At 37.1% G+C, this 22,588-nt stretch carries 18 protein-coding genes and 1 pseudogene; 4 read left to right on the top strand and 15 right to left on the bottom strand.

Annotation, left to right across the window (positions count from 1 at the left end; translation table 11 throughout):
* Positions 1-74: 74 nt before the first annotated feature.
* The 6 genes from NST21_RS12200 to NST21_RS12175 all read right to left on the bottom strand — a co-directional run bounded on the left by NST21_RS12200 (position 75) and on the right by NST21_RS12175 (position 8,354).
* Positions 75-1,397, bottom strand: a complete 1,323-nt coding sequence (locus tag NST21_RS12200; RefSeq protein ID WP_201224740.1) for an MFS transporter — start codon at positions 1,395-1,397, stop codon at positions 75-77.
* An 83-nt stretch (positions 1,398-1,480) separates the two neighbouring features.
* Positions 1,481-1,741 (bottom strand): arginase family protein, encoded by a 261-nt coding sequence (locus NST21_RS12195; protein ID WP_340889337.1) that lies wholly within the window; start codon positions 1,739-1,741, stop codon positions 1,481-1,483.
* A gap of 186 nt (positions 1,742-1,927) precedes the next feature.
* Entirely contained in the window at positions 1,928-3,187 is a 1,260-nt protein-coding gene (hutI, locus tag NST21_RS12190) for an imidazolonepropionase (protein ID WP_340889335.1), read from the bottom strand.
* A complete protein-coding gene (gene hutU, locus NST21_RS12185) occupies positions 3,184-4,863 on the bottom strand; it encodes a urocanate hydratase (RefSeq protein ID WP_057215142.1) in 1,680 nt (559 codons plus the stop codon). The genes hutI and hutU overlap by 4 nt, the downstream gene beginning before the upstream one ends.
* Before the next feature lie 195 nt (positions 4,864-5,058).
* The gene (locus NST21_RS12180) at positions 5,059-6,528 is read right to left on the bottom strand and encodes a response regulator transcription factor (RefSeq protein WP_340889334.1); all 1,470 of its coding nucleotides are present in this window, start codon (positions 6,526-6,528) and stop codon (positions 5,059-5,061) included.
* Between the two features lie 506 nt (positions 6,529-7,034).
* Positions 7,035-8,354 carry an MFS transporter gene (locus NST21_RS12175; RefSeq protein ID WP_053345797.1) on the bottom strand — a complete coding sequence of 440 codons (1,320 nt, stop codon included), beginning with the start codon at positions 8,352-8,354 and terminating at the stop codon, positions 7,035-7,037.
* 488 nt (positions 8,355-8,842) lie between these two features.
* On the opposite strand from NST21_RS12175, the gene NST21_RS12170 reads away from it, so the two are divergent.
* From NST21_RS12170 to NST21_RS12160, 3 genes are all read left to right on the top strand, one after another.
* On the top strand, positions 8,843-9,451 hold the full coding sequence (locus NST21_RS12170; RefSeq protein WP_340889333.1) for a TetR/AcrR family transcriptional regulator: 609 nt from the start codon (positions 8,843-8,845) through the stop codon (positions 9,449-9,451).
* 158 nt (positions 9,452-9,609) lie between these two features.
* Entirely contained in the window at positions 9,610-11,040 is a 1,431-nt protein-coding gene (locus tag NST21_RS12165; RefSeq protein ID WP_340889332.1) for an FAD-binding oxidoreductase, read from the top strand.
* The gene (locus NST21_RS12160; RefSeq protein ID WP_340889331.1) at positions 11,037-11,594 is read left to right on the top strand and encodes an MFS transporter; all 558 of its coding nucleotides are present in this window, start codon (positions 11,037-11,039) and stop codon (positions 11,592-11,594) included. The genes NST21_RS12165 and NST21_RS12160 overlap by 4 nt, the downstream gene beginning before the upstream one ends.
* 257 nt (positions 11,595-11,851) lie before the next feature.
* Here NST21_RS12160 and NST21_RS12155 read toward each other — a convergent pair whose 3' ends face one another.
* Positions 11,852-12,736 (bottom strand): DMT family transporter, encoded by an 885-nt coding sequence (locus NST21_RS12155; RefSeq protein WP_252431970.1) that lies wholly within the window; start codon positions 12,734-12,736, stop codon positions 11,852-11,854.
* Positions 12,729-13,697 carry a DMT family transporter gene (locus NST21_RS12150; protein WP_252431969.1) on the bottom strand — a complete coding sequence of 323 codons (969 nt, stop codon included), beginning with the start codon at positions 13,695-13,697 and terminating at the stop codon, positions 12,729-12,731. The genes NST21_RS12155 and NST21_RS12150 overlap by 8 nt, the downstream gene beginning before the upstream one ends.
* Positions 13,698-13,813: 116 nt before the next feature.
* On the opposite strand from NST21_RS12150, the gene NST21_RS12145 reads away from it, so the two are divergent.
* Positions 13,814-15,157 carry an aminotransferase-like domain-containing protein gene (locus NST21_RS12145; RefSeq protein WP_340889328.1) on the top strand — a complete coding sequence of 448 codons (1,344 nt, stop codon included), beginning with the start codon at positions 13,814-13,816 and terminating at the stop codon, positions 15,155-15,157.
* 153 nt (positions 15,158-15,310) lie between these two features.
* On the opposite strand, the gene NST21_RS12140 is transcribed toward NST21_RS12145, so the two are convergent.
* The 7 genes and pseudogenes from NST21_RS12140 to NST21_RS12110 all read right to left on the bottom strand — a co-directional run bounded on the left by NST21_RS12140 (position 15,311) and on the right by NST21_RS12110 (position 22,200).
* Positions 15,311-15,910, bottom strand: coding sequence for a nitroreductase family protein (locus NST21_RS12140; RefSeq protein WP_056520999.1), 600 nt, complete (start codon positions 15,908-15,910; stop codon positions 15,311-15,313).
* 124 nt (positions 15,911-16,034) lie between these two features.
* Entirely contained in the window at positions 16,035-17,012 is a 978-nt protein-coding gene (locus tag NST21_RS12135; RefSeq protein WP_328115333.1) for a ring-cleaving dioxygenase, read from the bottom strand.
* Between the two features lie 462 nt (positions 17,013-17,474).
* Positions 17,475-17,687 (bottom strand): annotated as a pseudogene (locus tag NST21_RS12130) (nitroreductase family protein); the annotation flags it as partial.
* A gap of 312 nt (positions 17,688-17,999) precedes the next feature.
* The gene (locus NST21_RS12125; protein WP_340889326.1) at positions 18,000-18,869 is read right to left on the bottom strand and encodes an aminoglycoside 6-adenylyltransferase; all 870 of its coding nucleotides are present in this window, start codon (positions 18,867-18,869) and stop codon (positions 18,000-18,002) included.
* Between the two features lie 51 nt (positions 18,870-18,920).
* Positions 18,921-20,168 carry a dihydrolipoamide acetyltransferase family protein gene (locus NST21_RS12120; protein WP_445670594.1) on the bottom strand — a complete coding sequence of 416 codons (1,248 nt, stop codon included), beginning with the start codon at positions 20,166-20,168 and terminating at the stop codon, positions 18,921-18,923.
* Positions 20,169-20,208: 40 nt separating this feature from the next.
* On the bottom strand, positions 20,209-21,192 hold the full coding sequence (locus tag NST21_RS12115; protein ID WP_056520993.1) for an alpha-ketoacid dehydrogenase subunit beta: 984 nt from the start codon (positions 21,190-21,192) through the stop codon (positions 20,209-20,211).
* 12 nt (positions 21,193-21,204) lie between these two features.
* Entirely contained in the window at positions 21,205-22,200 is a 996-nt protein-coding gene (locus NST21_RS12110) for a thiamine pyrophosphate-dependent dehydrogenase E1 component subunit alpha (RefSeq protein ID WP_098174708.1), read from the bottom strand.
* Positions 22,201-22,588 lie beyond the last annotated feature (388 nt).

Here is a 22,588-nt window from a genome sequence, read left to right as displayed (position 1 = left end):
ATTTATTGGTCTTAATCTCTTCTTTCTAATTTACTATCTTTGTTGAAACCCTATTTCCTAGAAAGACTATGTTTTTAACTGACCATATCATTGGTTGATTTAGACGAGTTACTTTGTTTACCTGGTTTCACAAAAACCATGGCTATCATTCCTATTGTTACTGCAATGGATGCTGCAATAAACATTGCATTATATCCATGTTTTGCTACAAGACTTCCTGTTAGGGTCGGTGCAATAATAGTAGCTAGATTCGCAATAAAATGAGTTACTCCCCCAAAAGTTCCTGCTTTATTTGGCTCTGTATCAAGAACAACAATCCAATAGATAGAATTTGGTAAATAATTAAAGGCATTGCCTATACACATTAATGCAAGTACTGCTGCTGCACTCTCAACAGTTGGGATCAACATAAAACAAACAGCTGTACAAAATAAGGAAACTACTGTGAACCAAGATCTAGCAATACGTAAATTCCCTGTTTTTCTACGTAATATATCCGAGATTTTACCACCTAATAATCCAGTGATAATAGCTCCTACCCAGGGAATCATACCAATATATGAAAGAGATGAAAGTGAATAATTAAATTCATCTTGCAGATATTTGGGAGTCCATGTAAGTAATAAAATATTTACATATAAAAAGGCAAAATATCCAATGGCATTCATTACTAACGTAGGGTTTTTAAAAAAATGATACCACGGTACATTTATTTGTTCGTCTAATTTCGTTTCGCCTTTAATTAATATATCTGCACTTCGAATTTCTTCTAGTTCGGTTTTCGAGACTCTTGGATGATCTTCAGGTAGGTTTGTAAATACTTTGTTCCAAATTACTACCCAAATAAAACCTAATAAACCGAGAATAACAAATGTTACTTTCCAGTTAGTGAATGTTAGAAGACCTACTACGATGGGTGCAGTAATTAATGCTCCAATTGGCGTCCCAACTAATCCAAGTGCTACAGCAAACCCTTTTTCTTTAGGAGATACCCAGTTTGCCATAGTTCGGTTCATTGTTGATAAGGTAGGTCCTTCAGCGAACCCAAATAAAACACGAAACACCGCAAATCCTGCCAATGCAGAACCTCCAAATAATGCTGCACCTATATGACCTGCGAATATTGTCCCAATTTCAAAAAAAGACCATGTAGTTCCAGCAATGATCCACATAAATTTAGGACCTTTCTTATCTGCTAAAGCACCACCAAATAGCGCTCCGAATATATAACCATATCCAAAATATCCTAAGATTGCTCCCCAACTTACTGGATCTAAATTGAACTCCTTGATGATTTCAGCTTGGGCATATGAAAGTGCACCTCTATCAATATAATTTATGATTGTAATAAGAATAATCATAAAAATAATAAAGTAACGATATTTATTTCTCAACATGTAGTTCCCCCCTTGATGTGTGATAGAGAGCAGCAATACTTACTGATTTTAAACATAAAAACAGTAATCAAAAGACCCTTTATCTAGTCTGTATTATGCAACCTGTAATAAATTGCAGCTATGCATACCCTAACTTTGACTGTTTCGGCACCCTTATAGGCTTTGCTCGGATCAAGACAGACGAAATCAATTTGCATGACAATCGGGTGCTGGCCAATATCTAGTAAAATATCAATCAACTCATTAGCTGGCATTCCACCATGGGTAGAAGCATGTACACCCAGCGCAACTAAAATATCAAGTATATCTCCTGCATTGACAACTCGGAATTCTGTTAGACCCACTTTTTCATCCAAGTTGTAGGTAACAAAGCCTTTTCACATCCGCCGAAATTCCAGCGGATATAAAGAGGCTCCTGATACACTGATGAAGGACCGTGAAATGGGTGCTCCATAAAGGATAAGGTAAGGCGTATCTTCTTCTGGTACATTCCAAGATCATCAGGCTTTTGAAGTCATTCTTTCTCTATATTATTTCACCACTTGTACGCCTTTTTTCCATACGGACTTAACGTGGTTAACTCCAAATAAATATTGCAATTCCTGATAGTTTTCTACATTCCATAAAACAACATCTGCTTGTTTTCCGACTTCCAGCGATCCTACCTTTTCCTGCCTATTGATCGCACAAGCAGCATTGTATGTCGCCGCCGTTAATGCTTCTGCTGGGGTGAGCCGCATCGAGATGCATGCTAGATTCATAACAAGGGGCATAGAAGTCGTCGGTGAGGACCCGGGATTGCAATCCGTCGAAATGGCCACCGCTACACCTTCATCAATCATCCGTCTTCCTGCAGCCGCCTCTTCACGTAAATACAGCGCTGTGGCTGGAAGGAGGCAGGCAATCGTTCCTGATTTGGCCATATCTTGAATGCCCTCTTCTGAAGCTTTCAATAAATGCTCGGCTGAAATAGCTCCTATTTTCGCAGCTAATTCTGCGCCACCATAAGACTCAATTTCATCAGCATGAATTTTAGGAATCAAACCGTAATTTTTTCCCGCCTCTAGAATCCGCTCCGATTGTTCAGGTGTAAACACGCCTTTTTCACAAAATACATCATTAAACTCTGCCAGCTTTTCTATTGCTACAATGGGAAGCATTTCATTAATCAAATGATCGACAAAGTCATCTTCACGACCTTTAAACTCATTCGGCACCGCATGTGCTCCCATAAAAGTTGGAACAAGATCAATAGGATGCTTTTCCTGAAGCTTTTTCATCACACGCAACTGTTTCAACTCGGTTTCCAGATTCATACCGTAACCGCTTTTTCCTTCCACCGTTGTCACACCATGAGCGAGAAACGAATCAAGTCGACGTATGGTTTGTTCCATCAATTCTTCTTCACTTGCTTCCCTTGTCATACGGGTGGTTGCATGGATACCGCCACCCGCATTCATAATGTCCATATATGTTGCACCTTCAAGACGCATTTCAAATTCACTTGCTCGACTCCCGCCATATACAACATGCGTATGGGGATCCACTAGACCCGGTGTTACAAGATGGCCAGACGCATCGAAAACTTCAGCTTCTTGCAATCTATCTGCAAAAAGTTCCTCTATTTCTTTAGTCGTACCGACAGCTTGGATCAAGCCATTTTCCATCCACAAGCTGCCATCTTCGATCAATCCAAGGTCAGACATAGCCTCTTTTGAACGGGGACCTTTTTTTACTGATGCAAGAGTAGCGAGATTTGCTGCATATTTTATCCATATTGGTTTTGTCATGACTTATCTTTTCCTTTATCAAGCATTGGGATATTAATTCCTTTTTCACGAGCAGTTTTCTCTGCTAATTCATATCCTGCATCCACATGTCGCACTACACCCATACCCGGGTCTGTTGTCAATACACGTTCAATGCGAGCCCCTGCTTCTTTTGTACCGTCAGCCACAATAACCACACCTGCATGTAGTGAGTAACCCATTCCTACTCCACCACCGTGATGTACGGATACCCAGGTAGCTCCGCCCACTGCGTTCACCATAGCATTTAAAATTGGCCAGTCAGCTACCACATCTGAGCCGTCTTTCATTGCTTCTGTTTCACGATTTGGCGAAGCAACAGAGCCTGAATCCAGATGATCACGCCCAATTACTATTGGTGCCTTTAATTCTCCGCTCGCGACCATATCATTTAGAATTTTTCCGAAACGGGCACGCTCGCCATACCCCAGCCAGCAAATCCTAGAAGGGAGGCCTTGGAATTGAATTTTTTCCTGAGCCATTTTAATCCAATTGCATAAATGTTCATTATCTGCAAATTCACGTAAAATCGCCTGATCTGTTTTATATATGTCTTCAGGATCTCCAGACAGTGCTACCCAACGGAAAGGACCTTTTCCTTCACAGAATTGTGGGCGGATATAAGCTGGAACAAATCCAGGGAAGTCAAATGCATTTTCCACCCCTTCATCTTTCGCCACTTGTCTAATGTTATTGCCATAGTCAAACGTCACTGCACCTTTTTCCATCATTTCAAGCATTGCTCTTACATGTTTGGCCATAGAAGCTTTAGAGCGTTTTACATACTCTTCTGGATTCGATTTGCGCAATTCAGCTGCTGCTTCAAATGACATACTTGAAGGTGTATAACCGTTTAGTGGGTCGTGTGCAGATGTTTGATCGGTTAACACGTCCGGGATAAAGTTTCTCGCAATCATTTCAGGAAGAATGTCAGAAGCATTCCCAATCAGACCAATGGATAAAGCTTTTCCTGCTTGTTTTGCTTCTATAGCTAAACGGATGGCCTCTTCTAATGAATCCGTTTTCACATCCGTGTAACGAGTTTCAATTCTCCGGTCAATTCTTGTCTCATCTACATCAATTCCGATACAGACACCGCCGTTCATTGTTACGGCTAGCGGCTGTGCCCCACCCATACCGCCAAGACCCGCTGTTACTGTGATAGTGCCTCTTAAAGTATTATTGAAATGCTGCTTCGCTAGCTCCGCGAATGTTTCGTAAGTTCCTTGTACAATTCCTTGAGAACCGATATATATCCAGCTGCCAGCTGTCATTTGTCCATACATCATCAACCCTTTTTTATCGAGTTCATGGAATGTTTCCCAATTTGCATAAGCCGGGACAATGTTCGAATTTGCAATAAGTACACGTGGTGCATCGGTATGAGTTTTAAAAATAGCAACCGGTTTTCCAGATTGAACAAGTAAAGTTTCATTGTCTTCCAGTTCTTTCAGTGATTTGACAATTGCATCAAAGCACTCCCAGTTACGAGCTGCTTTTCCAATTCCACCGTATACCACAAGATCTTCTGGGCGTTCAGCTACTTCTGGATCTAAATTATTCATCAACATTCGAAGGACGGCCTCTTGTTGCCACCCTTTTGTATTCAAATCTGTACCTTCATATCGTATAACCTTGTTTTTTGTATTAGCATTCATTTTTTACAACCTCCTTGATGTGTTATATTTTCATTTTAAACTAAAAATTCAATTAATTTATTATAATTTGATGATATTTTTATGAATGGTTTTCATATTTTTTTATTTATTTTATATTTTTATAATAAATTTCAATTTTTTTCATTTTAGTAGCCAAATAAAAAAGCGATTCAGTATTAGCTGAATCGCTTTTTTTCATAATCCAGACCGATAAGCAGATGGTGTACATGCTTCAAGCAGTTTGAATTTTGCATTAAAATATGTTTGATGTGCATAACCCGTTAATTGTGCAATTTCTTCCAATGATAAATCCGATTCCTTTAATAGACGTTTAGCCTCTCTAATTCGAACTTGATGCAGGGTATTGCGAAAAGACTGACCGGATTCGGCTGCAAAACGACGGCTTAGAGTGCTTTTATTAATACGAAGCGCATCAGCGCATGTTGATAAACTCCATTGGGCATCCCAATAGTTAGACTCAATTAACTCCCTTGCTTTTTCCACAAGTGTGCGCGCCCCATTTTGTAATTGCTCATGATCCTGAAGAAGCAAACGGGTGGTAAACATAAGCAGCTCTTTAACAATTTGATAAATAACTGGTTTATGTACTATTTGCTGAAAAACTTCATGATAGATTGCTTCTAAAGAAGAGTTTTGGAGGTTGTATGATTTCATATGCCTCCTGATCTGTGCAAGAACACTTGTAAGGCGAATGCGAACTATTTCAGGGTCAGGGTATGGTTGCTGAAAAGTCAGAAATTCATGCTCGACCCAATTCCTAATCGCTTTCGTATCTCGTCTTTCAAGCATTTCAATCCATTGCCGTTGTTCCAGAGGAGTGAGAAATGGATCCATCTCTTGAGAGGACATTTGTTGACTTTCTGCTAAAATAATATCATAACCTTCGAAAAAAATTCGCCTCGTCAATTCACGAGTTTGCTGGTATGTATTTTTTAACGAATCATCTGAAGTTGCTACTTTGATTATTATGGCAAGAGGCTCATCCATACGTTCTTTCCAGTGAGCAAGAAACGCTTGATACTCTTCCTTATATACATCGACTTCCTTAGTTTCCTGGACGCATAAAATAAAATCCGATAACGCAAATATTTGATTATTGCCGGTAAAAGAATAACGTTGTAATTCATCATAAACTAAAGGAAGCGTGTTATGATGAGGTGTCAAAAATGCGACCATCGTTAACCTACTGTTATGTCTCCGCTCTGTCAAAAAGAAATCAGGGTAACCGATGGCCAACGTATTCTCTACTTCCATTGTGTTATTTGAGAGATAACCTTGACCGTTTCTCAATTGATAACGTAATTGTTGAATATGTTTTACTAAGTCTACAGAAGAAAAAGGACGGAATAAAACATCTTCCGCACGAAAACGAAGCGCTCGATATGCAGTTTGAAAGATTCGCTCAGATGAAACTCCTAACCATCGAATACCTCGTTGCTTTAACTTCACACCCAACATCTCACTTTCACTCGTCCATAAATCCATATCCAAAATGACGAATTCTGGTTGCTGATTTTGCATACCCACTTCAAATTCCTCAATTGTTTTCCACAGAATTAATCGAACTCCAGTAAGATGAGACTCCACTATCCACCGGATTCCTTGAGCTTCTATCTCATCTTTTGCCACCAAATGGATTTCCACATTATTCCCTCATCTCTTCTTGCATTTAACTTTCATCAAGGAAACGTACCTATACATTAAAGTCGCCCTTAAAAGAAAATGAATAATACAATTATTTTCTAAGAAGCTTTCACCTTTCCTTCAATTCTATTCCACACAGAATGTTAAGAACAAGTCTTGTTGAGCAGCTTCATCCATTAGGATTTATTAAAAGTTTTTACAGAAGGAACTAACATTAAGAGCAACTACTGAAGATAACTGCTATCTTACAAAGACTTACCATTAATCTAAATACGAGTTATTGTTCGTTCATGAGTTTCTTATTCTTAGTATATTAATCGTCTTTCCAAGTTTTCAATTCACGCTTTCTAAAAAATGGGTGGGGCAGTAAAAGAGCTTGTTCCTTCATTACGATACAACTATATTAAAAAATAAAAAGAAACACCAGAGAAAAATCTTACACTTTTCAATGGTGTTACTTTTTATATCCCTTTTAAGGCACACAATTTAATTTTCATTTAAATCAGTTATAATTGATTAATATTGACTTCAACTTCTTTTACGATGTTTTCATCTGAAGCACTTGTCAATTTTAATGATAATAGGGTGATGACTCCTATTACAAGTAATCCAGATAAGATAAACATACCTTGAGTAAAAGCAACAGTTCCGAGAATCATCGGTCCTACAAAACCGCCTAAAGCCGCAAATGAATTGACTAGGGCTATTCCAACTGGTGCAGTGGATTCAGTGAAGAAAAATGTCATATATGCAAAGAAACATCCACTGAAACCGTATAACCCGAAAGATGTAATCGTTAACATAAGCACCATCATAAAGACACTATCTGAAAAGCCGCATCCAATAAAACCGATAACTGCTATCATGAGACAAACGAGCAAGTGTGATTTATGTGCATTGGTCCGATCTGAATTCCAGCCTACAAACATAACGGCAGGTATACCGACTAACGATGGAATCATTGCTAACCATCCAATTTCTAAATTGGTTGTTGCATTTTCCGATAAAGATTTTATGATGGTTGGCATCCAGAATGACAATCCATAGATAGATGTGTACCCTGCAAAATAGAAAAGTGCCAACTTCCATATTTTCGAATCTTTCAGCATATCAAGCTTTGTGACTTTATTTATTTTCGAGCTTAGTTTTCTTTCCGCACTCAATTCCCCTTCTAACCAATCACTTTCTTCCTTAGATAACCATTTAGCGTTAGTCGGTCTATTAGTTAAATAGAACACAACAACAATTCCAATAATAATGGCCGGAATGCCCTCAAGGATGAACATCCATCTCCAGCCTGCCATACCAAACCAGGAAATATTGTCAAGAATCCACGTCGACACAGGCGCACCAATCAATCCGCCAATCGGTAAGGCTAAAAGCAAAACCGCTGTTGCCCGTCCTCTTTCGCGGGCCCTGAACCAATAAGTTAAATACAAAATAATACCAGGAAAAAAACCCGCTTCGGCGACACCTAATAGAAAACGGAGAATGTATAAATGCATCGTTGTTTGTGCAAAGCCTGTTAATATTACCACGAGTCCCCACGAAATCATTATACGGGCAATCCACATCCGAGCTCCCACTTTATGCATGATCATGTTGCTTGGAACCTCAAAAAAGAAATAGCCTATGAAGAAAATACCAGAAAGCAATCCAAAAACTTCAGCGGATAAGGCTAATTCAGCATTCATTTGTAAAGCAGCATAGCCTAAATTGACCCTGTCCAAGTAAGCAATGATATAAAGGATCAAGATAAATGGAAGAATACGTTTCATCGTTTTACTGATCGTTCTTTTCTCTATTTCACCACTGGAATGATTCATGATTATTCCCTCCCTTTTCATGCTACTATTTCCCAAAAAATAATCCGTTTACTGCACATCTCTTTTCGTGCTTCCCGACTCTCTGGTTCATTCCTAGGACTATCAATTTGTCCTGATACCACCTCCCTCCATTTACATATACTGAATCCAACAATATTATAAATACAATCCATATACTCAGGGCTAAAGAGGAATAGCCTTTCTACATGACAGTAACCGATTGTATAGGAATCTTCAGAAAAATCTAACGAACCTTTTCACCTAATTCTTCTACTTTGAAAAACCTCCTATATAAACTGAATGAACCTCCCCCATACTTATCTTGAATTTTGTAAATGCCTTCTAAATGTGCAAAATGCAATTAAGAAAGCGTTGTGATTATTCATGATCTACGTTAGATTAAATAGACCACTAACCTTTTAACTAGACTGTAGTCTGATATTAAACTATATAGGAATATTCTGTCAATTAACATTTGGAGGTTTTTTATGATTGAACCCAGAAAGAAACAGCTTAGGGGAGAAAAGACTCGTGAAAAAATTTTAAAAATATCTTTAAAGCTATTTAGCGAAAAAGGTTATGATAAAGTTACCGTTGACGAAATCGTGAAAAAAAGCGGCACATCAAAAGGGTCATTTTATCAACACTTCTCAGCGAAATCGGACATCTTTTTAGTGAGATTCACAGAAGTCGATGATTACTATCGCGAAGTCTTCTGTTCGTTCCCAGTCGATATGGACCCTACCGAGAAATTGTTTATTTTCATACGCAAATTGATGCGTTTTCTGGAAGAAGAAATGGGCAAAGATTTAATGAAAGTGATATACAGTTCCGCTTTAGATTCAAAAGAACATACTTACTTTTTAAATTCAAATCGCTCACTCGTCCAAATTATTCGTTCATTAATTGAAGAAGCGAAAGAACAAAACGACATTGGCACTGGCCAATCAGTTAACGAAATTTCACAACTTATCACCCAAAGCCTGATGGGAATCATCTATCATTGGGGATTAAACAACTCAGAACAAAGCTTGGAATCACTATCCATACCGCTAACCGAAACAATCATTTATGGGCTGAAAAGAACTAATACATAAATCAAAAGATTCATATTCAAAAAATCTGACATTTAATTCAATATTAACCCCAATCTTACTGAATGGTCAGGGTAACTCCATTAATCTATAAAGTTCATACATTTTCATTATTTCACTTGTGTCAGACATTTTAAACGAGGAGTCGAAAGCCAGATATTATGAAACGATTTTTCTTTATCATCCTATATGCAATCTTATTTGGATTATCACTGCAGGCTTTTAATTTCAAGCTTGACCACCCTATTGCAGAAGATATCAGCCGGCTGATGCCAGTTAATATGAAAGCGATAAAGGCAGAAGATAGTGAAGAAGCAATCAAAAAGGTCGTTTTAGAAGCCGGAAAAAACGATGATCATATTTCCATTGCCGGAATGCAGCATAGCCAAGGAGGACAGACATTATATCCAAACGGTATTCTGCTAGATATGAAACAATATGATAAAATACTTGATTTGGATGTAAAAGAAAAACGCATCACGGTCCAAAGCGGAGCAACCTGGGCTGTTCTCCAGGAATATATCAACCCATATGGACTTGCACTGAAGGTCAGTCAATCTCAAAACATTTTTACCATAGGCGGTTCTTTGAGCGTTAATGTCCACGGCCGCGATATTCGGCATCATGCCTTGATAGAAACTGTGGAGTCTTTTAGATTGCTAAACGCAAAAGGACAAATCTTAACAGTGAGCCGCAAAGAAAATTCGGAGCTCTTCTATTCGGTTATTGGCGGGTATGGTTTGTTTGGAGTAATACTCGACGTGACACTCCAACTTACCGATGACGAACTTTATAAAATTAAAACTAAATCACTCCATTATGATGAATATACGTCGTACTTTAAAAGAGATGTTCTTCAAAACGATGATGTTAAAATGCATCTGGCAAGAATATCGGTTGCTCCTGACTCCTATTTGGATGAAATGTATGTAACGGATTATTATAGGGCAAATGACCAAACACAGCTAACTAACTACAATACTCTCAAACGAGAAACGATCATTGCCGTGCCTAAATTCTTTCTTGGCCTCTCCCGTTATAATGACTGGGGTAAAAAAAGGTTTTGGGAAACTCAAGAAACCTACATGGCCAATATTGATGGTAACTTGATTTCCAGAAATAATGTGATGCGGTCTGACTCTGCTTTTATGGATTACAGCCACCCCTCCAAAACTGAAGTTCTGCAAGAATATTTCGTTCCGATTGATCAATTTGCTGATTATATCGATGATTTAAGAAAAACCTTATCTGATGAAAAAGAGTTTAATTTATTAAATATTACCATTCGTTATGTGGAACATAATGATGAATCACTCATGTCCTATGCCAAGGATGATATGTTCGCTCTTGTAATGCTCATCAATCAAGGTACAGATAACGAAAGTAAGGAAAATACGGGAAGGGTCATCCGTAACATGATTAATGTGACGCTTGACCATAACGGCAGCTACTATTTGCCCTATTATGGGTATCCAACAAAGACACAATTATTTGAAGCGTATCCGCGTACCGATGAATTCTTTCGATTAAAGAAGAAATATGATCCTGATAATCGCTTCATGAATCTTTTCTATAAGGAGTATCATCCATGAATTATAAACGTTTTGTTTTTTACCAAGGCATTGTTGGAATGGCTGCCAGCATGATTTTCCCTTTTTATATTTTGCTAATCAAAAATGTAGGCACCAGTTATTCGCAATTCGGATGGGCATATGGAATATTCTCACTGACTGCAGCACTAAGCTATCCTTTAATCGGAAAATTCACTGACAAAGCCGGTGACAAAGCATTTCTCCTTTTCTATTCATGGGGAATGGCACTAATCCTTCTTGCCTTTCCTCTCGCATATGAAATTTGGCATGTCTATCTCCTGCAGATCATAATGGGGCTCCTTGGAGCTGTACAAAAAAACACTGAAAAAACGGTACTTGCAAGATATGTTACGAAGACAACAGCGGGTGAGGAAATTGGAAACTACCATGTCTGGACATCCATCGGTGCTGCAGCTGCGGTGATTGCAACCGGATATTTAGTTGACTTTTTAACGATTGGCAGTATTTTTTATCTAGCATCCCTAATTTTTGCCTGGAGTGGTTTTATTATTATGAAGATGGAGAAAAACACATCACTATATAATGTAGAATAAATAAAAAAATATAAGGATTTATTACTGGTTAGCGCTAATAAATCAGTTACCCCTTTTAGTAGAAGAAGCATCTGCATTAACCTCAGCAGATGCTTCTTCTACTATATAAATCATTTGCGGATCAAAAAATGATCATACAAAGATATATTAAACCTGCTCCCCTTTTCTCAATTTGGTTTCGTTAAATATACGAATTCTAAAATTACTTTGTTTATAAGTATAAAGATAACGGACCAGAGCTCAAATAATATAAAAAACTACTTTCTTATCAACATGGTTATTATTTTTTCGTCTGATAAAACTAATGACATCATAATAACACCCATTCCAATCAACTGTTGAATAGACAATACTTCATGTAAAAAGAAAAAGCCTAAAATCATTCCTATGACTGGCACTATATAATTACTAAATGACGTAAATAACGCGCCTTCTTGCCGAATCAGCCTATTAAATAATGCATAAACAACACCAGCGTGGAAAATGCCTAAAATGACTAAGTAAATAGTTTGAGATCGTTCTAAATCCAATTCGAAAGATTGCTCAAACACAAGGGACATTGGGATGAGCATTGCACTGGCAATAAGTAATACATTTCTCATATGAATAACGGAAGATCCCTCGTTTAATTTCTCCAGGATAATCAATGATAATCCAAAACTCATAGCTGCTAATATCAATAGGATATTACCCTGAATGCTGTTGAAAAGATCTTGAAAACCGTGTGTTGGCCAGGAAAGAAAGACAATACCTGCAAATCCGAATAGGATACTTGTAATCTCCGGCATTGTGCTTTTTCTTTTGAAAAATGCTATTAAAAAGAGGATAGTAAAAACAGGAACCATTCCAATCAACATCGCTGCGACACTGCTAGGCACCGTTTTCTGGCCTTGTGCAATGAATGCAAATGGGAGTACAACCTCGAAAACCGCAATGATTATATACCATTTATAATAACTCTTATTTACTCTTCGCTCTTCTTTCGATAAAAAAAAGCCAATGAAGAGTAAACAGATACCACCAATACATGCTTTGATGGCTGACAAAGTAATAACCCCAACATCATCTATAACTAATGCAATAAAGAAGAATTGAGATCCCCATATACAACTAATCAAGAGTAATAAAACATATTTATTCATTCACTTTACTCCTCTTTTTCATCAAAGGATCGGCAATAGTCTTACTAATATGCTTTGACCGATTACTACCAAAATAGTTTGTGCCAATTACACCAACAAGAATAATCATCGCACCTACAACGTGATAATAGTGAATGGATTCATGTAAGAAAATCACCCCAGCTATGATCGTAATCAGTGTTGCTAAATTACTAAAAACGCTCATTTTAGAGGCAGGTAATATAGATAATGCATAGTTTGATAAAAACCCAGTAAGCAGTGACGATAATGCACCAAGATATACGATTGAAATGAGAAATGAACTACTTGTTAAGGGTAAAAAAAAGCTAATAATTGATTGGTTAATTATATGGTTGATGATGGCCATACTATTAAAAGCAACAAAACCAACGAACGTCATCACATAAGTTAACGTAAATAGTGAATATTGCTTTGTTAATGTCCTTGCTACCACATTATAGAAAGCGGCAGCAATCGAGGATAATAAGATCAGTATCGTTCCTTTTAAACTATGAGCCTCAAGTTGCAAGTCGTTCATGACAAAGATAAAGATAACCCCCATCACAGATAAATAAAGAAAAAATTTTTGACCTTTACCAGCATATTCTTTCAAAAATAATGAAGCTGATAATAACGTAAAAATTGGTATGGTCGCTTGGATAATACCCGCTTCTGAAGATGAGGTATAAACGAGACCAAACACTTGAAATGTAAAGAATAAAATTGGATAAAGGAACACCAACGGAAGAATTTTCAAAGTATCCTTTGCCCTCATCTTCACTGAAGTCCTCCTATACAACAGCTTTAAAATTATAGCGATCAAAAAAGCCATCGTAAATCGATGTGCTAAAGTATCTAGCGGACTCGCTTCTATTAATGATATTTTTGTAAAGATAAATGAAAATCCAATAATAATGGCATATACTATCGCCGCAAAATAGGCTTTTTTTTGTTCTGACATGTGTGTAAATCCTCCTTTTCATCACCCGGCCGGTTGTTAGTATCGTATTAAAAGTTCCACTACGATACAATACAAATAAGAAGCATCTGTAACGGTACAGTTAATAGGAGGTATTCATGCTAAAATACGTAGCTTTGTTTAATGAATTTGAATCTCTCATCCAGAATGGACAGCTCAAAGCGGGCTTTAAACTCCCATCTATTCGTCAATTAAGCGATAAACATCAATGTAGTAAAAGTACAGTCTTGAAAGCCCTGCAAGAATTGGAAAAGAGGCATTTAATCTACGCGGTTCCTAAAAGTGGATATTATGTCGTGCAAAAAGAATTTGATGCTAAAAGTGAACCAACTTCGGAAATCGATTTTGTTACCTCCGCTCCTGCTTGGCATCAATTTCCGTATCATGACTTTCAACATTGTATCAACAAAGCTATCGATACCTATCAGCAAGAATTGTTTATCTATGGCACTCCAAAAGGACTTCCCTCTTTAATTAAAGTAATACAAAAACAATTAGAGCAATATCAGGTATTCGCAAAAGAAGAACAGATTTTCATTACTTCTGGCGTGCAACAAGCACTTTCCTTATTAACGTTCATCCCCTTTCCAAATGAACGTACCCATATACTTGTGGAACAGCCCAGCTATCATCTATTTGTGGAACAATTGAAAGCGTACAAGATTTCCGTGCTAGGAATCCAAAGAACAGCAGAAGGTATTGATTTAGGGGAATTAGAGAGGATATTTAGAAGTCAGGATATTAAATTTTTTTATTCGATGCCTCGTTTTCATAATCCGTTAGGGACTTCTTACTCTAAAAAGGACAGAGAAGAGATACTAAAACTTGCTGTAAAGTATGGTGTTTATATTGTAGAAGATGATTATTTAGCAGATTTCGAAGAAAATTTGAAGGTAGACCCTATTTTTTCCGAGGATACTCATCACATGGTCATTTATTTAAAAAGTTTCTCTAAAATAATGTTTCCAGGATTACGCATAGGTGTCGCTGTATTGCCTAAATCATTAGCAGACAGCTTCCAACTTTATAAAAGAACAGCCGATATTGATAGTTCAATGATTTCACAAGCAGCCTTGGAAATCTACATAAAAAGCGGCATGTTTGAACGTCATAGAAACAAAGTACGTCTGTCCTATTTAATGCGTGCAAACTTGCTATATGATGCTCTAGAAAAGCACTCTACCCTAGGCTTTTATCGCCCAGCATCCATATGTATGAATTCTCATATCGTGCTACCTCATCGATTAAATAGTGCTCACCTCATAAAAAACTTACAGAATCAACAAGTACTTGTAGAGACGATAGGTCAAAATTATATAGACGGCTTTCACCAAGAAAAAATATTAAAATTAAATGTGTCCAATACAAATATACAAAAGCTAGACCAAGGAATAGGTCTCATTTTTAAAGAATTGAATAACAAACAGAACTATTACCTATAAACTAACTTAAAATGCAGCTTTACATTTTGAAATATCATTTTCAGGATAACATTTACATTTGTGATTCTGAAAAAGCATGTGCAAAATGAGTACAAACAAAGAAAGAGCCAATTTAGAATTGGCTCTCAACAAAGTTTTTCTTCCTAGTCCACTTTATTTGTAAAATTTAATACGGTCTTCAAGTGGTTGGAATTCTTTTTCTCCCGCTGGAGCAGTTGGATTACCAAATGGCATTTGCGCAATCAGTTTCCAATTATTTGGTATACTCCATTCTTTTTTCACTTCATCATCAATTAGTGGATTATAATGCTGCAAAGTTGCTCCTAATCCTTCTGCTTCCAGTGCAGTCCAAACAACCAGTTGATGCATACCTGAGGTGTGTTGTGACCAGATTGGGAAGTTATCAGCATAAGTTGCAAATTGTTCTTGAAGCGATTTCACAACAGATTCATCTTCCAAGAATAATATTGTTCCGTATCCAGATTTAAAGGAATCCATTTTTTGTTGAGTACCTGTAAAATCTCCCCCTCCAACCGCTTTTCTTAATGTTTCAGTCGTAATATCCCATAATTTATTATGTGCTTCACCAGTTAACACAACAAGACGGGAAGATTGAGAATTAAATGCCGATGGGGTATGTTTTACAGCAAATTCAACAATCTCTTTAATCTTTTCATCTGATACTTTTACCTCATTATTTATTCCATAAATAGAACGTCTTTCTTTAATAGCTGTATAAAAATCTTTAGTCATAACTCATTCCTCCTGAACTATTTTTTAAATGTATCTTGAATCATTCTTTTCATATTATTTCTACCTGTTTTAGTATTAGGAACAAACCAGCATATAATTCGTTTAAAGATGTAATTCACATCAATTATTCTTTAATGAATTCCTTTGTACTTCTTACTGTATCAATTGGACGAACTAATTTTTCGATTTGTTCACGTTTTGGTTCTAAGAAAGGCGGTAAAGATAATTTTTCTCCTAGCGCTTCGTATGGCTCATCTCCCATAAAGCCAGGGCCATCTGTTGCAAATTCGAATAAAATTTGCGGTGCCACTCTTACGTAAAGTGACTCAAAAAAGTGACGGTCTACATAACCAGACGTTTGAAATTGGAAGCTTTCCATTCTTTTAATCCATTCTTCTAAAACAGAACGGTCTTCAACACGGAATGCAGTATGGTGAACAGTACCAAAACCTTGCCGTGCTTGAGGAAGAATCGCATTATGCTCTACAATTACTTGAGCACCATTCCCACCTTCTCCAACTTCAAATAAATGAAATGATCCTTCTTTACCTATTTCTTTAAATAATAAAACTTTTTCCAACATTTCTTTAAAATAATCAAAGTTGGCAATCCGTATAAAAATCGGGCCTAATCCTGTAATAGCATATTCTAAAGGAATAGGTCCTTTTTGCCATGGTATACCCGCAGCAACGCCTTCATTGTTTTCATCTGAAATCAATTGATATTGCTGGTCATCAAAATCAACAAATGAAATGATTTTTTTACCAAATTGTTCTTGAATTCCGGTATTTTTAACCTCTAAACGATCAAAACGTTTAACCCAATACTCTAATGCCTCATCATTTGGTACACGGAAAGATGTTTTTGAAATTTCATTAGTGCCATGTACTCCTTTTGGAATACCAGGGAAGTCGAAGAAAGTCATATCTGTACCTGGACCACCAACATCATCTGCAAAAAATAGGTGATATGTTTGAATATCATCTTGGTTAACCGTTTTTTTGACTAAACGCATTCCTAATATATAAGTGAAAAATTCATAATTCTTTTCTGCACTACTTGTAATGGCTGTTACGTGATGGATTCCTTTTAATTCATTCATTTATATTCCTCCTATTAAAATCGACAATTTGGATTATTGGGTACTGCTGCTTTTTGTTGATTCAATCATTCGTAATCGGTTACTACATTTTTCCTTTAAGATCGATTGTCTATTCAAGTGATATTGTGTTAGAGTTTTATCTCCATTCAATTATCTCGAATTAATATATCTTTATTTAAAGATAATTTATCATGGATATCATACTCTGTCAACAAATATGGATTATGATTGCAATTATGCAACTTTGTTAATATGACCTTACTTGAACCCAATCTTTTTACTCGCTGTTACTCATCATTATAAAAATCCATTTATTAACAGTTCTCTATCTATTGGCATAGAAAAACCGAATAGAAGACTTTTTTAGTGTCGCTGCCATTCGGGGGTTATGAACTTCTTAGATATATAACTTTTCGCTAATACGTAATGTAGCTACTAAAAGTTATTTCTTCCTAATCCATTTTATTTATAAAATTTAACATGATCTTAAGTGGTGAAATTCTTTTTCTCCCACTGGAGCTGTTGGATTACCAAATGGCATTTGAGCAATTAGTTCCCAGTTACTTGGATGTTCCATTCATTTTTCACTTCATCATCAATTATAGGATTATAATGCTGTAATGTTGCTCCTAATCCTTCTGTTTCCAATGCTGTCCACACAACTAATTGATGCATACGTTTCATACTGATCTAGTTGTATTACTGACAGGAAAAGGCGTCTTTTCTTCTGAGAAGTCCTTAGTAATGCCTGCTTATCCGAGGCTGGGCTATAAATGATGAGTGATTGTATATGGGATAAATTAAGAAGTTGCTTAATTTGAATTAATAGGAGGCTAGTTTCATGAAGGTTCAGTTTTGGGGGAACAGGTAATTGGAGATGTCGCTAGTATCGGAAAAATCCGCTTCCAATTACCTTATACTTCACTTGTTTAGAAATACATCCTATATTCCCCAATTCATTTGTACTTACATGTTTGCTAAAGAAGCTTAAAAAATGTCAGTAGCATTTGGCGATAAGTTTTGGATATGTTTTAGGTATGTAATAACACTCTTTTCATTTTCATAAGGATATTCATAATTCAAATGTTTTCCAACATACATCGCTGTACTATCAAAAAGATCACACATTGAAAATAATGCTCTCCAAACACCATCATAACTTCCATTTGCATAAGTGGAAAGAAGCTTCTGCCAACTCTTTTCTGTCAAAAAACCCTCCAAATATTTGCCGTGTTTACCAACGCTTACTGAAAAGTTCGTTTCAATACCTACCTGCCATTCTAGCATTTGAATGAGCATTGATCTGACATTGTTAAGATGCTCTTGTGCATATAGAATTTCCTTTCTCCATAAACCCTTTGCTACATAAGTTGATACCCACCAAAATTCATTGCAACAATCATCAAAGAATTCGGTAGAAGGTTTTTTAATCCAATAATCTACATCGGTCGGATCAGGAATTGAAGGAAGGCAATTATCCTTGTCCATTAAAATAATCGTAAGTTTATCCTCTTTGCAATAAACATCTTTTTCATCGAAAGAAACTAATAATAAGTCAATACGGTTTCCGTCTGTAAACTGCATTAAATAAGAGAAACGCCCTCCTAATTCTGGTGGAAATAATGACATTTCTTCAGGTTTTTGCATAATGATTCGTTCACCAAAAACATCAATCCATTTATGGTCTCGTATGAAAGATTCCATTTCGGTCACAATATAAACGATATCATAATCCTGAAACACATCTTTTGGAACTTTCGTATTCGTTCGTGAACCATTCATTCCCACAGCACGGACTCGATCATCTTTTTCTGCAATTTTTAATATTAATTCAATCATGTCAGCTTCAGTCCGCATACATTTACCTCCAGTTAATTAAACACGCCTTATATGTAAGGTATATTTTTCTCAATAAATGGAGGCACCTTCCTGAAAGGCAGTTTCAATAATTTCTTTTATTCTAGCTAAAAATTTACCGCATACTAAACCATCAAGTACCCGATGGTCAATCGACAAACATAAATTCACCATATTCCTTACCGCGATCATATCATCAATGATTACTGGACGTTTGACGATAGACTCAACTTGAAGGATGGCTGCCTGTGGATGGTTAATAATTCCCATCGACTGAATAGATCCGAATGCCCCCGTGTTATTAACCGTAAATGTCCCGTTCTGCATATCTTCTGGTTTCAACTTTCCTGTTCGCGTTTTTTGAGCGAGTTCATGAACCTCCCTGGCTAGTCCCTTAATTGATTTTTCGTCCGCATGTTTAATCACTGGAACAAAAAGAGCATTACTCGCAGCTACAGCAATTGATATATTAATATCCTTTTTTTGAATGATTTTATCACCAGCCCACATAGAGTTCATCTCCGGATATTCGGTTAGAGCTTGTGATACGGCTTTGATGAAAAATGCAAAGTATGTTAAATTATAGCCTTCTTTTTGCTTGAATTCAGCTTTTAATGAATCGCGATTCTTAACAAGGTTTGTTGCATCGACTTCGACCATCATCCAAGCGTGCGGGACTTCATGTTTACTTTTCACCATATTGGCTGCAATTGTTTTTCTGATTCCTGTAATAGGAATCTCTATATCGCCAACTGATTGGACTGATGTCTCAATGGAAGAAATCGATTTTTCAGCAGGATCCTGTTTTGAAGCAATAACAGTTGGTGCCAATTCATGACTTTCTTCAGATTTATCCACTCCTTTTTCAAGAAGCTTCACTAAATCTTTCCGGGTGATTCTTCCGTCTCTTCCCGATCCTTTGACTTTAGTTAAATCAATGCCATTTTCCTGTGAAATTTTTAATACGGCTGGTGAATATCTTGTTTTAAGGTGAATAGAGCTAGTTGTTGTTTCAATCGTTTTCACGCTTTCGACTAATTGTTGGTCACTGTCATCCTTCTTTTCACTGACATTTTCCACTTCAATCGCACAAATCACTTCGCCAACTACCATTGTCTCATTTTCTTTTGCAAAAATTTCTATAATCTTTCCGGTAAAAGACGAAGGGATTTCCGCTGTGACTTTATCAGTCATCACTTCCGCAATTGAATCATATTTATTCACATGGTCTCCAGGCCTAACGAGCCACTTGCTGATTGTTCCTTCCGTAACACTTTCCCCTAGCTGAGGCATTTTCATTTGTTGTATTTTCAATTTCCATACCCTCCCTGCCGATAATTTAATAGGCTGCAAGATCCCGTAGAGCTTTTTCTACTTTTTCAGGATTCACCATAAAGGATTTTTCCAATGGTGGAGAATATGGCATGGCTGGAACATCCGGACCGGCGAGTCTCATTATCGGTGCATCCAGATCAAAAAGACAGTTTTCTGCAATAATGGCTGACACTTCACTAATAATGCTTCCTTCTTTATTATCTTCTGTAATTAATAGAACTTTTCCAGTTTTGCATGCTGCTTCAATAATGGCTTCTTGATCTAATGGATAAATGGTTCGTAAATCAAGAATATAAACAGATATCCCATCACTGGCCAATTTTTCAGCTGCCTGAAGCGCAAAATGAACACAAAGACCGTAAGTAATTACGGTAACGTCCTCACCATAACGCTTTACATCTGCTTTACCAATAGGTAATACATAATCATCAGTCGGTACTTCTTCTTTAATTAGGCGATAAGCACGTTTATGTTCAAAGAAAAGAACTGGATCTTCATCGCGAATAGCTGCTTTCAATAACCCTTTCACGTCATATGGCGTGGATGGCATGACAATTTTTAGCCCTGGTTGATTGGCAAAAATAGCTTCTACGGATTGTGAATGATATAGCGCCCCATGGACTCCGCCGCCGTATGGAGCTCTAATGACTATTGGACATTGCCAGTCATTATTAGAGCGATAACGAATTTTTGCAGCCTCTGAAATAATTTGGTTGATTGCAGGCATGATAAAATCAGCAAATTGCATTTCTGCAATCGGCCTCATTCCATACATAGCTGCACCAATGCCAACACCTGCTATAGCCGATTCAGCAAGCGGAGTATCAATAACCCGTTGTTCTCCGAATTGTTCATATAAACCAGTTGTTGCTTTAAAAACGCCGCCTTTTTTCCCTACATCCTCACCTAGTACAAATACACGCGAATCGCGTTCCATTTCTTCGCGTATAGCCATTATCACTGCATCTATATAAGAAATTACAGCCATCTTCTTTCCTCCTTACTTATCTGCATAAACGTATTTCGAGAGCGTTTCTTCGTTTGCATATGGGGCGTTTTCTGCATAATCAGTCGCTTCGTTCACAACGTCCATTATCTCGTCATTAATTTGTTTCTCAAGTTGATCATCTAGGACCCCTGTTGCTTTTAAATAGGCACCAAATGTAATAATCGAATCTATTTTTTTTGCTTCTGCCACTTCATCAGGTGAGCGATACATACTGTCATCATCATCGCTTGAGTGGGGTGTTAACCTATATGAAACCGTTTCTATTAAACTTGGCCCATCGCCTCGTCTGCCTCTTTCGGCGGCTTCTTTTACCACCTGGTATACTTCAATCGGATCATTTCCGTCAACCGTTACACCTGGCATTCCATAACCAATGGCCCGATCCGATACTTTTTTACACGCTAACTGTTTTTCAATTGGAACGGAAATGGCATATTGATTATTCTCGCACATCAAGATAACCGGGAGTTTATGAACGCCAGCAAAATTTGCTCCTTCATGGAAGTCACCTTGATTAGATGAACCTTCTCCAAAAGTAACAAATGAAACGATATCTTTCCCTTCCATTTTTGCAGCTAGTGCAATTCCAACCGCATGTGGTACTTGAGTTGTAACAGGCGATGAACCCGTCACGATGCGATTCTTTTTTTGCCCGAAATGGCCAGGCATTTGACGCCCCCCTGAATTCGGATCTTCTGCTTTTGCAAAACTGGATAACATTAAATCTTTAGCGGTCATCCCAAACGCAAGCACTACTCCAAGATCCCGATAATAGGGAAGAACATAATCCTTTTCACGATTTAATGCAAACGCAGCCCCTACTTGAGCGGCTTCTTGTCCTTGACAAGAAACAACAAATGGAATTTTCCCTGATCGGTTTAACAACCACATCCGCTCATCTATACGTCTTGCTAATAACATCACTTTATACATCTCAAGCACTTTTTCATCACTGAGACCTGCCTGTAGATGACGGTTTTCAACCATACGTCATCATCCCTCCTAATAATTAGTACATTTTTCTTTTAAAACCGAATGTTAATCCTCATACTCGCACCCTTAAATACAAAACGGAGCGCTGTAACCTGAAACACAATACTTTCTCTTTAACTGATTTTGACTGTCGCGACAAAATTAATTTTGGTTATGTATCCACCAGGGATGAAAAGTTCCTATTATGTAATACATGCTTTCTATTTAACACCATTACATTCTCATTTACGTTATCATCTAGTATTATTACCTGGTACTAACTTTAGTAATATTATCCTAACACTTTCTATCACACATTTTCAACTAATTCCACTTTGGTAATCAGATTATTTTCTTGTCTTTTTGAATTAAGAGCAAATCAAACAACCCACAAGGCATCGTT

Source organism: Peribacillus sp. FSL K6-1552, assembly GCF_038005205.1.
GTDB lineage: Bacteria > Bacillota > Bacilli > Bacillales > DSM-1321 > Peribacillus > Peribacillus butanolivorans.
This window is presented reverse-complemented; position numbering and strand designations above follow the sequence as displayed.

Excerpts from the sequence above, each read along its gene's own strand:
- NST21_RS12135 (WP_328115333.1), bottom strand. The coding sequence starts at position 17,012 with ATGAATGAATTAAAAGGAATCCATCACGTAACAGCCATTACAAGTAGT.
- NST21_RS12200 (WP_201224740.1), bottom strand. The coding sequence starts at position 1,397 with ATGTTGAGAAATAAATATCGTTACTTTATTATTTTTATGATTATTCTT.
- NST21_RS12125 (WP_340889326.1), bottom strand. The coding sequence starts at position 18,869 with ATGCGGACTGAAGCTGACATGATTGAATTAATATTAAAAATTGCAGAA.
- NST21_RS12170 (WP_340889333.1), top strand. The coding sequence starts at position 8,843 with ATGATTGAACCCAGAAAGAAACAGCTTAGGGGAGAAAAGACTCGTGAA.
- NST21_RS12175 (WP_053345797.1), bottom strand. The coding sequence starts at position 8,354 with ATGAATCATTCCAGTGGTGAAATAGAGAAAAGAACGATCAGTAAAACG.
- NST21_RS12140 (WP_056520999.1), bottom strand. The coding sequence starts at position 15,910 with ATGACTAAAGATTTTTATACAGCTATTAAAGAAAGACGTTCTATTTAT.
- NST21_RS12155 (WP_252431970.1), bottom strand. The coding sequence starts at position 12,736 with ATGAATAAATATGTTTTATTACTCTTGATTAGTTGTATATGGGGATCT.
- hutI (WP_340889335.1), bottom strand. The coding sequence starts at position 3,187 with ATGACAAAACCAATATGGATAAAATATGCAGCAAATCTCGCTACTCTT.
- hutU (WP_057215142.1), bottom strand. The coding sequence starts at position 4,863 with ATGAATGCTAATACAAAAAACAAGGTTATACGATATGAAGGTACAGAT.
- NST21_RS12165 (WP_340889332.1), top strand. The coding sequence starts at position 9,610 with ATGAAACGATTTTTCTTTATCATCCTATATGCAATCTTATTTGGATTA.
- NST21_RS12150 (WP_252431969.1), bottom strand. The coding sequence starts at position 13,697 with ATGTCAGAACAAAAAAAAGCCTATTTTGCGGCGATAGTATATGCCATT.
- NST21_RS12115 (WP_056520993.1), bottom strand. The coding sequence starts at position 21,192 with ATGGCTGTAATTTCTTATATAGATGCAGTGATAATGGCTATACGCGAA.
- NST21_RS12145 (WP_340889328.1), top strand. The coding sequence starts at position 13,814 with ATGCTAAAATACGTAGCTTTGTTTAATGAATTTGAATCTCTCATCCAG.
- NST21_RS12110 (WP_098174708.1), bottom strand. The coding sequence starts at position 22,200 with ATGGTTGAAAACCGTCATCTACAGGCAGGTCTCAGTGATGAAAAAGTG.
- NST21_RS12120 (WP_445670594.1), bottom strand. The coding sequence starts at position 20,168 with ATGAAAATGCCTCAGCTAGGGGAAAGTGTTACGGAAGGAACAATCAGC.
- NST21_RS12160 (WP_340889331.1), top strand. The coding sequence starts at position 11,037 with ATGAATTATAAACGTTTTGTTTTTTACCAAGGCATTGTTGGAATGGCT.